This window comes from Photobacterium sp. SKA34 (assembly GCF_000153325.1).
In the GTDB taxonomy this organism is placed as follows: Bacteria; Pseudomonadota; Gammaproteobacteria; order Enterobacterales; family Vibrionaceae; genus Photobacterium.
Genome location: NZ_CH724145.1, coordinates 135,586 through 150,274, shown reverse-complemented (window position 1 = coordinate 150,274; position 14,689 = coordinate 135,586). Strand labels below are relative to the sequence as shown.

Sequence of the window (14,689 nt, the reverse complement as noted above, 5' to 3'; positions counted from 1 at the left end):
AAACGCCCGGTACCACAGTCTTGCGCTCGCTGTGCGACAAGCTTTTGATGGATATGATCGGCTTCGTTTGGCAGTAATTCAGAGATAATTTCATTGTTGTCGCCAACGACCCCCAGCTCTGAGCAGAAACCAATAAGTTTGTCGGCTTTTAAGCGAATAGCCACTTGGGTGGCGACCTCTTCAGAGGTGAGGTTAAAGCATTCTCCTGTTACTGAACTCGCAATAGGGCCGAGTAGTACAATTGAGCCTTGATCTAACTGACGTTTAATTGCATCGGTATCAATACGACGAATTTTTCCACTATGCCAATAATCTATGCCGTCATCGACACCGAGAGGTTGGGCGATAATAAAGTTACCACTAATGATATTAATCTGCGCGCCAGCCATTGGAGTATTATGGATCCCCATTGAAAAGCGAGCAGTAATATCTAACTGAAGTTGTCCCGCTGCTTGTTTGGCAATTTCTAATGCTCGTTCATCGGTAATACGGATCCCTTTATGATAAGGAGAATGACAATCTTGCTCTGCCAGTAATGTACTGATTTGTGGGCGAGCACCGTAGACAATAACGATTTGAATGCCTAGGCTATTAAGTAGTGCGATATCATTGACGATATTATCGAAGTTGGGATCGGCAAATGCCTCTCCACCAACCATGATCACCATGGTTTTCCCAACATGCGCATTTAGGTAAGGAGCTGATTGCCTGAATCCTTTAACCAGCGGTGTACTACGTCTTTTCACTATCTGACATCCATGTACAAAAAAGTTATATGGATAAAGTAAATTAATTTGTCAATTTGTACAGTATTTAAGTGATAGTATTTACAAAGATGTTATATCAGTGATTTAAAATTAACATTGCGAATAATCTGTTAGATTAAATTTTATTAGTGGCTTTTGTGGAGGTAGTAATTGGATAAAGTACAATCATCTAAAGTCAGTACTTCTCATCTGATGACAAAACATTCACAAACGATTATTTTGATCTTTCTATTGGTTGGTGGTTTAGCGCTAACTGGCCTGTTTGTATCAAAAACAGCCTTATCTTCTTGGTTAAAGCCCCCAGCATCTGTAGATATCTATGGCTATTGGAAAGAGCGTGATGTCGCGCAATATGCAGCAGAAAGTTTTGAAGTTCGTCCACTGGGTATTTATCGTGATGGGCGGCTAGTAACGACACAGTATTGCTGGGATGGCCAAACATTGAGCTATCAATTAGGTGAACAGCATTACTCTTATCTTTATCATAAGAACAACTTTATTCGTCAGCAGCCTGCACATTACATTTCTACATTTGTACACACACCGTTACTACTCGATTAGAGCTGTTTTAATAGCTCATGAATGGAACTTTGCTTGAGTGCGATTTGTCTCAAGAGATCAGCTATCTGTGGTGTACCGCCGAGACAATGTTGGATCACGTGGTTAATTTGGTGTTGAGGGACTCCTTCGCTAGTTAAATTTCTGATCCATTGGTATTCAATAGCATTGGGATCTAACAAGGTATCTTTGCCAACTTTAAGTGGTGATTGCATCTCTTTATATCCTTATGAGTGCGTTGTTCTTATTATTTTGTATGTTGTTTACTTTTTATTACGATTTTATTAAATCGTTTGTATGTGTCAATAATATGACACTGGGGGTTGTCAATATTATAAATATCTATATTCGTTGAGTGAAAATGCAAACACTACAATGACATTTAGATACAAATATGACTTAAGATTATTGCGTTATGTTGTTATTGATTTGCTACTATTGCCCTCATTCACATATATCTACCATATTAGCTGTATCTTGCATTTTAAAATTTTATAGGCTTATTTATCGTGTTACGTAAAGCAGCAATCGCTATTATTATGTTTGGTTTAGTTGGTTGTGCGTCGAATAACGATGCACAACCAACCAATGAACAGACCGCTATTCAAAAAAATCCATTAGCTCACCAATATCTTGGTAACTATTTTTCACATGTATTAAATCGTGTTTCAACCATTAAGTCAGATAAGCAGCGAGATTACACAACCTTCGCTCCTCAAGCTGAAATGGTAGTAACCCGATCTCCATCAATGGCCCGTAAATATGGCCCATTATATAACAAGCTAGAAAAGTGGATCAGTGCTGGTGGTGATCCGAGTACGTTGGCTAATTATGACATTGAAGCTGCGCAAATGGGTGGTGGTGATAATAAAGGTAATGTGATGTTTACTGGTTATTATTCGCCAGTTATTGAACTACGCCATACGCCGAACGCAACGTTCCGCTATCCTGTCTACGCGATGCCAAAATGCCAAGGTCGTTGCCCATCACGTGCTGAAATTTACAACGGTGCGTTAAAAGGTAAAGGCTTAGAGCTTGGTTATAGTAAATCCATGTTAGATATCTTTATGATGGAGGTGCAAGGCAGTGGCTTTGTGCATTATGAAGACAATGATCAATTAGAATACTTTGGTTATAACGGTAAAAATGGTCACCGTTATGTGAGTATTGGTCGAGTATTGATTGATCGTGGTGAAGTGCCAAAAGAAAAAATGTCACTAAAAGCCATTCAAGAGTGGGTATCAACCCATAGTGATACTGAAGTACGTGAACTGTTAGAGCAAAATCCATCATTTGTTTTCTTTAAACCGACGAAAACGTTAGATGTTAAAGGCAGCGCGGGTATTCCGTTGCTTGCTAATGCTGCTGTAGCGGCAGATCGAAAATATATTCCAATGGGCTCGGCGCTATTAGCTGAAGTACCAGAGCTTGATGCGCAAGGTAATTGGACGGGTAAGCATGTATTACGTTTATTATTGGCGTTAGATACCGGTGGTGCTGTAAAGAAAAACCACTTAGATCTTTACCATGGTATGGGAAAACAAGCGGGTACTGATGCGGGTCACTATAAACACTTTGGCCGTGTATGGCGCTTAGGCTTAAAAAATACAGCAACACAAGATCCTTGGCTAAAACCATAATCTTGTCACGTTAGATATCATGATCGCCTAATGGGCACCATGTTAACAACTGGACAATTCTATTAAGAGTGCGTATAAAAACGCACTCTTTCTTTATCCATCAGATCAGTGAAGAAATACTATGCGTGAACTTGATACCCCAGCATCCGACAGTTATAACCAACGTTTTGGCGGCACACGTCGTTTATACGGTAATAGTGAAGTAGACATTCTTCGTGCTGCACATGTGTGTGTGATTGGTATTGGTGGTGTTGGTTCATGGGCAGCAGAAGCGTTGGCACGTTCAGGTATTGGTGAGCTTACCCTGATTGATATGGATGATGTGTGTGTGACTAATATTAATCGTCAAATTCATGCCATGACAGGGACGGTAGGTAAAAGCAAAATTGAAGTGATGGCTGAGCGTATTCATTTAATCAATCCTGAGTGTAAAGTGAATCTGATTGATGATTTCATTACGCCTGAAAATCAAGCTGAATACTTATCAAAAGATTTTGATTACGTGCTCGATGCGATAGATAGTATGAAGCCAAAAGCGGCACTGTTGTCATACTGTAAAAGTAATAAAATTAAGGTGATCACCACAGGTGGTGCTGGCGGTCAAATGGATCCAACGCAAATTCAGATCGCTGATTTGACAAAGACAATTCAAGATCCATTGGCGAAGAAGTTACGTGATACCTTGCGTCGTCATCATAACTTCCCTAAAAACCCAAAACGTAAGTTTGGTATTGATTGCGTATTTTCAACTGAGCAACTGAAGTACCCACAAGCCGACGGCTCTGTTTGTGTAGTAAAAGCGACAGCTGAAGGACCTAAGCGTATGGATTGCGCGAGTGGTTTTGGCGCGGCAACTGTTGTGACTGCAACGTTTGGTTTTGTCGCGGTATCACAAATATTGCGTAAGCTTATCGAGAAACATAAACAGTAATCGATAGATGGTTAAATGAAAAAGGCAGATCATATGATCTAATGCCGATCGTTTAAGGTACTTGAACGATCCTAAGATCGCGTGATAATCCCTACCAACTTTTGTTGGTAGGGATTTTTATATGTTATTTGATGAGTTAAACCAAGCGCATGAAACGATAGAAAATAGTAGTAACTATGAGTCTGTTGTCAATGCTATTGAGATGGAATGGATTGAACAGGCTCTTCATAATACTAACAAAGCAAGTATTCGGCGTCGCCGATTACCAGCTCAACAAGCCGTATGGCTCGTCATTTGGATGGGTTTGCAACGCAACAAATCTATCAAGGAAGTATGCAGCTCTCTAGACTTAGCTCTTCAACCTCAACCAGAGAATAGTTGGTCTAGAGTTGCGCCTAGTGTTCTCACGGACAGTCGACGTCGATTGGATGAGGCTCCCTTAGCCGCACTTTTTAAGACAGCTATTTCGGCATGGAAAGCCGATGCACTTCAGCTAAACAGCGTCCTAAAACTCAATGTTCTTGCTGTCGACGGTACGACTTTTCGATGTCCTGACTCAGAAGAAAATGCTGAATCATTTGGCTTCATTTCTAAGAGCTACAAACCTTACCCTCAGCTTCGATTAGTTGGACTGATGGCTGCTGAAACTCGCATGATGCTGGGCGCATCGTTTGATGCGTGCAATGTTGGTGAAGCGACATTAGCGCATCGCCTGCTAACAGATGTTCCCTGTAATTCACTAACCTTATTCGACCGTTGCTATTTCTCTGCAGATTTACTAATTAACTGGCAAAAAGCGGCAACTAACAGTCACTGGTTAACACCAATAAAGCGTAAGCTTCGTTATGAAGTTCTTGAGGAATACGCTCACAACGACATGCTCATCGAGATGCCAATATCGCCGCAGGCGAGAAAGAAGAACTCTGAGCTGCCTGACACCTGGCAAGCAAGGCTTATACTGTACAAAGATCCTGCGGGTGAAATTGAAGGTTTTATTACCTCTTTGGTAGACCCAAATCAATACCCACTCGAAGAGCTACTGCGTATCTACTGGCAGCGTTGGGAGATAGAAGAAGGCTTTGGTGAGATAAAACAAACTCAGTTGCAAAGCGAAGTTACCCTGAGGAGTCGGTTCCCATCTGGAGTAAAACAAGAACTCTGGGGGGTGTTGCTAGCATATAACTTAGTGCGACTAGAAATGGTACAGATAGCCGCAGATGCAGATGTGAAGCCGACTCGAGTGAGTTTTACGGCAGCAATTAACCTCATTGACAACCAGCTTAGGTGGTTAGCATTAAGTCCAGATGGAACACTCCCAGCGAAGCTCAAGCAAATGCGTGAGGCCGTGAGCCACTTTATTCTTCCAGATAAAAGAAAGGACCGAACGTTTCCACGTTCAGTCCTGTTTGTGCCATCCAAGTATCCGTTTAGGTATAAACGATGATGCTTATCCGAACGGCATTAGATCATATGATCTGCCTTTTTTGTTGTTGTATTTTTCTGGGACTGATAAATATTGTTCAGTGCGCGAGTTGTTTTATTTGTTCGACAATCGCTTTTAATCCATTGCCACGAGACGGACTTAAATGAGCAATTAAACCGAGTGAATCAAAGTAGCCATCAATATCAAATTCACCGATCTCTGTACGCGTTTTACCGTGATAAGCGGCAAGTACGAGTGTTATTAAGCCGCGAACAATACGCGCGTCAGAATCAGCTTGAAAATAAAAGTGCTCACCAATTTGCTGGTGGCGAAGCCAGACCTGCGATTCACAACCACTGACTTTTAACTGCTCATCTTTATCATCTTCTGCCATTTCAGGCAGTTTTTTACCTAACTGAATGACAGTACGGTAGCGATCTTCCCAGCCCGAAGCGCTTTGCATTTGAGCCACAATGTCTGTGTCTGTAATGTCGGTGCCGAAAGGGTGATGGGGAAGTGTAAGTTCAGTCATAGTATTCAATCCAGATAACCGCATTAAAGTAAATCACAAGCTTTGTGTAGTGCTGCAATAAAGCGCTCTACATCTTGTTCGGTGTTATAAAGCGCTAATGATACGCGTAATGTTCCTGTTAAGCCTAGTGCATCAAGCATGGGATGTGCGCAGTGATGACCAGCACGCAGCGCGATATTTTGTTGATCTAATAGGGTCGCAATATCTTGATGATGCACCCCATCAACTACAAAAGAGAATAAACTTGCTTTTGGCTGTAATCCTATAATACGTAAACCATCAATATTTTTAATACCTTTAATGGCTTTGTGGCGCAAGTTTTCAATATGTGCTTCAGCGCCTTGTCTATCCAATTGCTTGAGCCAATTAATTGCTGTGGCTAACGCTAAACATCCTGCTACATTTGGGGTGCCAGCTTCAAATTTACCCGGTAGTGCGGCGAAGGTAGTGCCTTGAAAAGAAACTTTTTCAACCATTTTACCGCCACCGTGCCAAGGTGGCATTGCTTCTAGAAGTGTTTGTTTGCCATAAAGAACGCCAATACCAGCAGGAGCATATATTTTATGGCCTGAGAAAACATAGAAGTCAGCATCAAGTGCAGTGACATCGATATCTTCATGAGCAATACCTTGTGCGCCATCAATCACTGCGATTGCGTTGTGCTGGTGAGCTGCGTGAATGATTTCTTCAATTGGGTTACGGGTACCCGTTACATTGGTAATGTGGGCTACTGCAACTATTTTTGTTTTATCAGATAAGAGCGAATAAAACGCATCAAGATCTAAAGTACAGTCATCGCGCATTGGGATTTTAATGACGCGTGCACCGGTTTCTGCCGCTATCATTTGCCATGGCACGATATTGGCGTGATGCTCTAATTCACTGACGAGAATTTCATCTCCCGCAGTTAGATTTGCGCGGGCATAAGTTTGAGCAATTAAATTTAATGCTTCTGTGGCGCCACGTGTCCAAATAATTTCTTTGCTGTGCGCTGCGCCGATGAAGTGTTGCACAGTTTCTCTTGCTTGTTCAAAACGCAGCGTCGCATTTGCTGTGAGGCTATGACTGCCTCGATGCACATTGGCATTATAACCACGATAGTACTCAGTGATTGTATCAATAACCACGGCTGGCTTTTGTGCGGTTGCTGCGCTGTCTAGGTACACTGGCGGTAATTCACCATCTGTGTGTTGCAAGGCAGGAAATTGAGCCAAAATAGTTGATATATCAAATTGAGTGGTCATGGTTGTTCACATAGCTAAGGTTGAACGAAGGATCATGCTAATAAATAAGGCTGAGAGCAAGTATTGATGGCTTTATATTGATAAAAAAATAGCACTGCGTTGGGGCGCAGTGCTAAAAATAGCTTTGACTGGATAGTCAAAAATACAGGAAATAAAGGATAGTTATTCCATCCGTCCGAAAGGATTCGGATAATATGCAAACACAACACACAATATTGATTAAGCTGGTTGGCCTGAGGGCAAAAACAGAGGATTAAATCAATATTGTGTGGCAGATAATAGGGTTTCTCTAGTAGTTGAACAATGGACAATTTATAATGTTCAGGATTAAAAAAACTAATGTATTAAATAATCGAGAAAAGTATGTCTAGACGTTTACCTCCGCTCAACTCATTGAAGGTGTTTGAGGCGGCAGCAAGACACTTGAGTTTTACTCGTGCAGCTGAAGAATTATTTGTTACTCAAGCCGCAGTTAGTCATCAAATTAAAGCGTTAGAAGAATTTCTAGGCTTAAAGTTATTCCGTCGTCGTAATCGTTCCCTATTGCTAACAGAGGAAGGACAGGGCTACTTTCTCGATATTAAAGATATCTTTTCAGCGATATCAGATGCTACTGATAAGGTCCTGGAACGTGGTGCTAAAGGCGCATTAACCATTAGTTTACCTCCTAGTTTTGCCATCCAATGGTTGGTGCCACGTTTAACTGATTTTAATGAACAACATCCTGATATTGATGTGCGCATTAAGGCGGTCGATTTGGATGAAGGATCGCTCACAGATGATGTCGATGTGGCGATTTATTATGGTCGAGGTAATTGGTCAGGTCTACGTGCCGATAAATTGTATCAAGAGTTCATGATGCCTGTTTGTTCGCCAATGCTGCTGACAGGGACGAAACCGCTGCGCACATTAGATGATTTAAAACTACACACCTTGTTACACGATACTTCTCGAAAAGAGTGGAAGAATTATGTTCGTCATTATGACTTGCAAGGGGTTAACGTTAACCAAGGACCTATTTTCAGTCATTCAACCATGGTGCTACAAGCTGCAGCTCATGGTCAGGGAATCGCGCTGGGAAATAATGTATTAGCGCAACCAGAATTAGAAGCTGGGCGCTTGGTGTGTCCATTTGATGAAGTGTTAGTCAGTAAAAACGCTTTCTATTTTGTTTGCCAAGAGCGCCAAGCTGATACTGGGCGAATTCAAATATTTAGAGATTGGGTGTTAGCCAAAGCACGTCGTGAACAAGAGGATATGCCTGATGTCGAACTTAGCCAGTGAATACATAATTAACGAACCTAAATCAGGTACCGCTGTAGCAACATTTCTGTTTGCGCATGGTGCAGGGGCGGGAATGGATCATACCTTTATGACGGCAGTCGCTGAAGGTTTAGCCTTGTATGATATTCGGGTGGTACGGTTTAATTTTCCTTATATGGTTAAACTTGCTGAAGATGGTAAAAAGCGCCCGCCTGATCGCCAACCAAAACTCTTGATTGATTTTCAACGTCATATTGAAACCTTTGCTGGCAGTTCGTTATTCATTGGCGGCAAATCAATGGGCGGTAGAATGTCGAGTATTATGGCAACAGAGATTGCAGCTCAAAGCCCTGATGTAGAAAACTGCGCAGAGAAAGTGAAAGGCGTAGTGTGTTTAGGTTTTCCTTTTCACCCTCCAGGGAAACCTGAAAATTTTCGCGGTGATCATTTGGCGTCGATTTCGGTTCCAACATTGATCCTACAAGGTGAGCGAGACACGTTTGGTACTAAAGCAGAAATAGCACAATGGGCGTTTTCTCCCAATGTAGAGATTGCGTTTCTTCCTGACGGTGATCATAGTTTTAAACCGCGAAAAGCCTCAGGTTTTACGGAAGCGAGCAATATAGCTACCACTATTGAGCGATTAGCGCGGTTTATTAAGGAGTGCTGTTGTGACTGAACCATTACAAAACCGCACTCGTTGGATGCTCTTTATCGCGGCAATGAGTGGTGCATTAACGGTGGGGCTAGGAGCATTTGCTGCACACGGTTTAAAGCAGCACTTATCGCCTTATTTACTCGATGTATTTAAGACTGGCGTACAATATCAAGCGTGGCATACATTCGCATTATTGGGTTGTGGAATATTGACACGCTTTTTTTCGTCAAAAGCTGTATCATACGCCGCTCTGTTTTTCACCCTTGGTATAATCTGTTTTAGTGGCAGTTTATATGCATTGGCATTAACAGATATTAAGTGGTTTGGTCCCATCACACCGATGGGCGGAGTATGTTTTATTATTGGCTGGGTAATGCTTGCAGTAGCAGCCTGGCGTTCAGCTTGAGGGTTCCAACGTGAATCATGTTTTATTGTATTGTCGTCCTGGCTTTGAAAAAGAATGTGCGGGTGAAGTTCAAGACAAAGCAAATACGCTGGAATTGTTTGGTTTCCCTCGGGTAAAAAACAATTCAGGTTATGTCTTATTTGAATTTTATCAAGCTGGTGATGCGGATAAATTTATTCAGCTACAACCATTTTCACAGTTAATTTTTGCACGTCAAATGTTTTCGGCATCGCAGATGTTAACGGATTTACCGGCTGATGATCGTATTTCTCCGATCTTAGAAGCGATTGATGATGAGTTCCCACGCTGTGGTGATCTTCGTGTTGAAACACCAGATACCAATGAAGCGAAAGAATTATTAAAATTCTGTCGTAAATTTACGGTGCCACTACGTCAAGCTATGCGCAAGCGTGAAGTTCTTTATACGAAAGATAACAGCAAAAAACCTGTGCTACATGTATGTTTCGTTGCACCGGGTTGTTGTTTCGTAGGTTATTCTTACAGCTCGAATAACTCACAGTTCTTTATGGGCATTCCACGCTTAAAATTCCCAGCAGATGCGCCAAGTCGCTCAACGTTGAAATTAGAAGAAGCATTTCACGTATTTATTCCTCGCCACGAGTGGGATGAGCGTTTAGCGCCAGGTATGTGGGGTGTTGATTTAGGTGCTTGTCCTGGTGGTTGGACATATCAGTTAGTGAAACGCTCGATGTTCGTTCACGCGATTGATAACGGTACAATGGCACAAAGTTTGATGGATACAGGCCAAGTTAAATACCATGCAGTTGATGGTTTTAAATTTGAGCCAGCGCGTAAGAACGTTACGTGGATTGTTTGTGACATGATTGAAAAGCCAGCGCGAGTTGCTCACTTAATGGGTGAGTGGTTAATTAAAGCGTGGGCAAAAGAAGCGATCTTTAACTTAAAATTACCGATGAAAGGTCGTTATGATGAAGTGCTTCAAGATATTGAAAATCTGAAAGTTTTCCTTATTCAGAATGGTGTAAAGTTTAAGCTTCAAGCGAAGCATTTATACCATGATCGCGAAGAAATTACGGTTCACATTCAGCGTCTAGATACACGCTCTCCACACTAAGTGAAAGAGATAACCGAGATAGGTTAATTAAAAAATGCCACTGTATTGCAGTGGCATTTTTGTATCGAGAATCTCTTAGGCTTTTGGCGTGATGTAACGAATATCTTGCAGGTTAAAACCTAGCTCTAAATCGGTTTTTAAACTTGAAACGGCTTTGCTAGCTAATGCTACCTCATGATGACCTGTGATTTTCTTTTGCCATTTAGCAGGCAGATCATCTGCAGCCAAAATAGTTTCTAACGTTGGGTATTGGCTGAGTAACTCTACAGCGGCTTTAGGGCCGATACCTGCAATACCAGGAATCTTACTCGAACTTATCCCAGCAAGCCCCCAATAATCCGTTAGCTTATCTGGTGCTACGCCATATTCCTTTTCAATAAAAGCACTATCGAGCCAGCGCTCTTGGAAGTAATCACGAATGCGCAGTGTCGGTTGTAACAACTGGCAGTAACCTTTATCCGTTGAAATGATGGTTACTTGCTCACCACGAGAGGCGACTTTAAGCGCAAGGGTAGCGACGAGATCATCGGCTTCATCACCGTCAGAGAGCAGTGAGTCAATGCCTATCTCCATAAAGGCATCTTGAATAATATCCATCCCCGTCATGAGCTCATCAGGCATGGGTTTTCTTCCTTCTTTGTAGTGAGGAAGAAGCTCTGCTCGCCAGCCTCGATCATCACCATTATGATCGAATACAGCTACAATATGGGTTGGTTGGCTGATCTTAATGATTTTTTTCAGTGCTCGACAACAGGTATCTGCTGTCGCTTTTACATCAGGTTCACCAGGACGAGCCGCATGAACACGACGAATGAGATTAAGAGCGTCAATAACAACAAGGTGGATAGCCATAAACAAGTTCTTTGTAAATAAAAAGGAGCACTAAAGCCCCTTATTGTACGCAATTATAATCACCGATGTTGTGATTATTTTGTTGCTTTATCTGCTGTTATAATTTCATAGCAGGGTTCATATTTGCTGCCAGGTAACTTCATTCGTTGCTGTTTAACAAAATCTTGTAACAGCTTATCCATATGATCCATTAAATATTTATCACCATCGATTTTGAAGCGGCCATGGCGTTCAATTTCATGAATACCTTCTTCTTTGACATTACCTGCGACAATTCCAGAGAAAGCACGACGAAGGTTGGCTGCAAGTTTATCTTCGGGCTGATCCATATGCAGATCCAAATTTGCCATTGCTTCATGAGTGGGTGCAAAGGGCATCTGAAATTCTTCAGGGATCTTAAGTGACCAATTAAAGCAGTAGGCATCACCGATTTCTCGACGATGCTCTTTAACCTTGGCCATGGCTGTTTTCATGACTTGTGCGACTTGTTCAGGATCGTCAATGATGATCTGATAATGCTTGGTCGCTTCTTCACCTAAAGTGTGCTGAATAAAATTATCAAGCGTACGGAAGTAATCTTCACTTTCTTTCGGTCCTGTTAAGACTACCGGCATCGGTTGTTCGGCATTTTCAGGCTGCATCAGCACCCCTAGGATATAGAGCAATTCTTCCGCAGTACCTGCACCGCCTGGGAAAATAATAATACCGTGTCCAACGCGAACAAAAGCTTCTAAACGTTTTTCAATATCAGGCAGAATGACTAATTCATTAACGATTGGATTTGGTGGCTCTGCGGCAATAATTGAAGGTTCAGTTAACCCTATAAAACGGCTACTGCCATAGCGTTGCTTCGCATGACCGATAGCTGCCCCTTTCATTGGCCCTTCCATTGCGCCAGGTCCACACCCCGTACAGACATTGAGTTCACGAAGACCTAGTTCATTGCCCACTTCACGGGTGTATTGGTATTCAGTAGGGTTGATAGAGTGGCCGCCCCAACAAACAACAATATTTGGATCTTCGCCTGCATGAAGAGTGCGAGCATTACGTAGTAAGCTAAATACAAAATCAGTGATGTGTGGTGCGCTACTAAGATCTATGTCGTTACGGCGAGCAACATGCATATCGACATAAATAATATCGCGCAATACTGAGAACATATGCTCTTGAATACCCGTAATGATCTTACCATCTACAAATGCATGCTCAGGTGGGTTGACCAATTCTAACTTGATACCACGTTCGCGACGTTTAAGGTTGATATCAAAATCTTTATTTTTTTCTAAAAGTTCTTTTGAGTTATCGGTATGGCTACCGGAATTAAGTACAGCCAGTGAACAGTTACGATATAGGCGGTATAAATCACTGGAAGCGGTTGCTTTTAAGCTATCAACTTCTATTTGGGAAAGCAGGGACATAGCCCCAACAGGACTGATATGTGTGATCATAGTAACCTCCCTGGAAACAATGAAAGCTCAGTTTGGTTCTTGCGATATGCGAAAATCAAGCAGAGTATGTTGATGATTTGAGGTTATTCCCCCATCAGGTATTTACTATAGAAGGTGTAGGAGGAAGCATTAAAATAGTGTTTATTTTTATTACCATACACAGTGAATAGGCGTTTGACTAGATGTTAATAATAAAAATCAGGCGTCTATTTTCACTATCATATTAAGTTATAAGAAAGGTATTTAAGAAAAAGTGCTTGCTTGGCGTTTTAAAAGATCCAAATTAAGCGATTGGTTCCAGCACTTTTTGCGCTTGCTAATGCTTTTACTGTTCGCTCGATGACTACATGATGGTCATCACTCCCTTCAAATAAGGTTGCGCCGATAGAGACCGAAATAGACAGGTTTTGATCTTTAAATCGGAAGGGGAGTTGGCTGATAGCCTCTCGAATATTAGCAAGCTTTGTATTGCGATTTTGTTCATCACAATCTGGCATGATAAGCATAAATTCATCACTGCTAAAACGTGCTAAATAATCAGTATCAGATAAACATTGTTGAATGTTTTTAGCGATAATTTTTAATGCTTTATCACCCGCAAGGTGACCGAATTTATTGTTTATCTCACCGAAACTATCAACATCAATAAGCGCAACAGGTAGTGCGTATTCATAACGTTTCCAGTTGTGATACTCATGTTCAATACGATCCATAAAGGCATTACGGTTATAGGCTAGAGTTAATGTGTCTCGCAGCATGCTTTGTTCTTGATCATGCAGACGTTGACGATAACTATGGGTTTGTTGGATCAACTGTTGAATTTGTTTTTCGTTATGTTGCTGTTGCTCAATAAGTGCTTGTTCACGTTCTTGAAGTGCCAAATTTCTTTCTACAATATTACCTATCTCGTTCACGACAGCATCAAGCGTTGGACGTTTATTTTCTAGGTTCGTGCTATCAGATAAGCTTATTTTTAGTTGTTGGGTAGCGTGTGATAATTCGTTATCCAATTCGCTTCTGTGTTGATGTAATGTGTACGATTTGTCTGCTGTTTGATGGGTATCTTTATGCAGCTCGGCTAAGTCACTATTAATGTTATTAAGAAAACGTTGTGAAGCTTGGCGTTCATACAAAGTGGCATCTAAGATCAAACGTAAAACTTGAAACTGAATTTTTGTCAGTTGTTGAGTATCAAGTTCGTTGTTGAGTTGAGATTTGATCTCAATTAGCTGATTCCCATGTTCACCGTTAAAATCTATTTCAGTAATAAGATGTTGTAACTCGGCAATTAGCTCAAGATGATGTGTGGATTTTTCTACAACGTCTGCTGTATGGGTAATTTTGGTCGCTGAACCTAGTTTTACCGTTCGTTCATAAAGTTCTAACAAACGAAAAATACGGCGATGGTTGTCGAGTAGCACGCCAGAATCATGGTTCAGTACAGCGCGTAGATCACGTCGTAACTGGACGGGTAAACCACGATGGCGAGAAAGCGTTTCTCCCGCTTGATGAATCTTTTGATTTAAGCGTAGATTCTGTTTATGAACAATATCAGCTTGTTGATTAACTAAACGTTCAATGACAGCTAAGCGAGGGATAAGTTTACTGATATCTGTCGGTTGTTCTAACTCGTGACGAATACTTTCTAAACGCTCATCGAGTTCAGAATTTATTCCTCTACAAGCGATGACTAATCGTGTGATAAGGCGTTTTAAAATCACGATTTCACGTCGTGACTTTAAAGAGGCATCACGATAAGAAAGTTGAGCTTGATCTAAGCGTTGCTTCAAGTTACTCACTTCAGAAACAACCGAATTAATATCTATCACAGGATTACGTATTCATCATTAGCATTAATATCTATCTTCTTC

Annotated in this window: 15 protein-coding genes; 8 read left to right on the top strand and 7 right to left on the bottom strand. The window is 41.4% G+C overall.

What is annotated here, in order from left to right; genetic code table 11:
• A partial coding sequence (argA, locus tag SKA34_RS19150) for an amino-acid N-acetyltransferase (protein WP_006647164.1) occupies positions 1–746 on the bottom strand: 746 nt, incomplete at its 3' end.
• 171 nt (positions 747–917) lie between these two features.
• On the opposite strand from argA, the gene SKA34_RS19145 reads away from it, so the two are divergent.
• Positions 918–1,328 (top strand): DUF2850 domain-containing protein, encoded by a 411-nt coding sequence (locus SKA34_RS19145; RefSeq protein ID WP_006647163.1) that lies wholly within the window; start codon positions 918–920, stop codon positions 1,326–1,328.
• Here SKA34_RS19145 and SKA34_RS19140 read toward each other — a convergent pair.
• A complete protein-coding gene (locus tag SKA34_RS19140) occupies positions 1,325–1,540 on the bottom strand; it encodes a hypothetical protein (RefSeq protein ID WP_006647162.1) in 216 nt (71 codons plus the stop codon). The genes SKA34_RS19145 and SKA34_RS19140 overlap by 4 nt on opposite strands.
• Before the next feature lie 294 nt (positions 1,541–1,834).
• Here SKA34_RS19140 and mltA point away from each other — a divergent pair, with 294 nt between their 5' ends.
• From mltA to SKA34_RS19125, 3 genes are all read left to right on the top strand, one after another.
• Positions 1,835–2,965 (top strand): murein transglycosylase A, encoded by a 1,131-nt coding sequence (mltA, locus tag SKA34_RS19135; protein WP_006647161.1) that lies wholly within the window; start codon positions 1,835–1,837, stop codon positions 2,963–2,965.
• A 121-nt stretch (positions 2,966–3,086) separates the two neighbouring features.
• Positions 3,087–3,896 carry a tRNA cyclic N6-threonylcarbamoyladenosine(37) synthase TcdA gene (tcdA, locus tag SKA34_RS19130; protein ID WP_006647160.1) on the top strand — a complete coding sequence of 270 codons (810 nt, stop codon included), beginning with the start codon at positions 3,087–3,089 and terminating at the stop codon, positions 3,894–3,896.
• Positions 3,897–4,017: 121 nt separating this feature from the next.
• Positions 4,018–5,340 (top strand): IS4-like element ISPhsp1 family transposase, encoded by a 1,323-nt coding sequence (locus tag SKA34_RS19125; RefSeq protein ID WP_006643914.1) that lies wholly within the window; start codon positions 4,018–4,020, stop codon positions 5,338–5,340.
• A gap of 76 nt (positions 5,341–5,416) precedes the next feature.
• Here SKA34_RS19125 and csdE read toward each other — a convergent pair whose 3' ends face one another.
• Positions 5,417–5,851, bottom strand: coding sequence for a cysteine desulfurase sulfur acceptor subunit CsdE (gene csdE, locus SKA34_RS19120; RefSeq protein ID WP_006647159.1), 435 nt, complete (start codon positions 5,849–5,851; stop codon positions 5,417–5,419).
• Positions 5,852–5,874: 23 nt separating this feature from the next.
• The gene (gene csdA / locus SKA34_RS19115) at positions 5,875–7,095 is read right to left on the bottom strand and encodes a cysteine desulfurase CsdA (RefSeq protein WP_006647158.1); all 1,221 of its coding nucleotides are present in this window, start codon (positions 7,093–7,095) and stop codon (positions 5,875–5,877) included.
• Positions 7,096–7,458: 363 nt separating this feature from the next.
• Between csdA and SKA34_RS19110 the strand changes: the two genes are divergently transcribed.
• The 4 genes from SKA34_RS19110 to rlmM are packed head-to-tail and all read left to right on the top strand — an operon-like array spanning position 7,459 to position 10,518.
• Entirely contained in the window at positions 7,459–8,379 is a 921-nt protein-coding gene (locus SKA34_RS19110; protein WP_006647157.1) for a transcriptional regulator GcvA, read from the top strand.
• Entirely contained in the window at positions 8,360–9,037 is a 678-nt protein-coding gene (locus tag SKA34_RS19105; RefSeq protein ID WP_006647156.1) for an alpha/beta family hydrolase, read from the top strand. Before SKA34_RS19110 ends, SKA34_RS19105 begins: the two co-directional genes overlap by 20 nt.
• 25 nt (positions 9,038–9,062) lie before the next feature.
• Positions 9,063–9,422 (top strand): DUF423 domain-containing protein, encoded by a 360-nt coding sequence (locus SKA34_RS19100; RefSeq protein WP_039861008.1) that lies wholly within the window; start codon positions 9,063–9,065, stop codon positions 9,420–9,422.
• A 10-nt stretch (positions 9,423–9,432) separates the two neighbouring features.
• Entirely contained in the window at positions 9,433–10,518 is a 1,086-nt protein-coding gene (rlmM, locus tag SKA34_RS19095; protein WP_006647154.1) for a 23S rRNA (cytidine(2498)-2'-O)-methyltransferase RlmM, read from the top strand.
• 75 nt (positions 10,519–10,593) lie between these two features.
• Here the strand turns inward: rlmM and xni are convergent, their stop codons facing one another.
• The 3 genes from xni to SKA34_RS19080 form a co-directional block, all read right to left on the bottom strand.
• Positions 10,594–11,370, bottom strand: a complete 777-nt coding sequence (gene xni, locus SKA34_RS19090; RefSeq protein WP_006647153.1) for a flap endonuclease Xni — start codon at positions 11,368–11,370, stop codon at positions 10,594–10,596.
• Between the two features lie 74 nt (positions 11,371–11,444).
• Positions 11,445–12,818 (bottom strand): nucleotide 5'-monophosphate nucleosidase PpnN, encoded by a 1,374-nt coding sequence (ppnN, locus tag SKA34_RS19085; RefSeq protein ID WP_006647152.1) that lies wholly within the window; start codon positions 12,816–12,818, stop codon positions 11,445–11,447.
• A gap of 269 nt (positions 12,819–13,087) precedes the next feature.
• Positions 13,088–14,647 carry a diguanylate cyclase gene (locus SKA34_RS19080; protein ID WP_006647151.1) on the bottom strand — a complete coding sequence of 520 codons (1,560 nt, stop codon included), beginning with the start codon at positions 14,645–14,647 and terminating at the stop codon, positions 13,088–13,090.
• Positions 14,648–14,689: the final 42 nt, after the last annotated feature.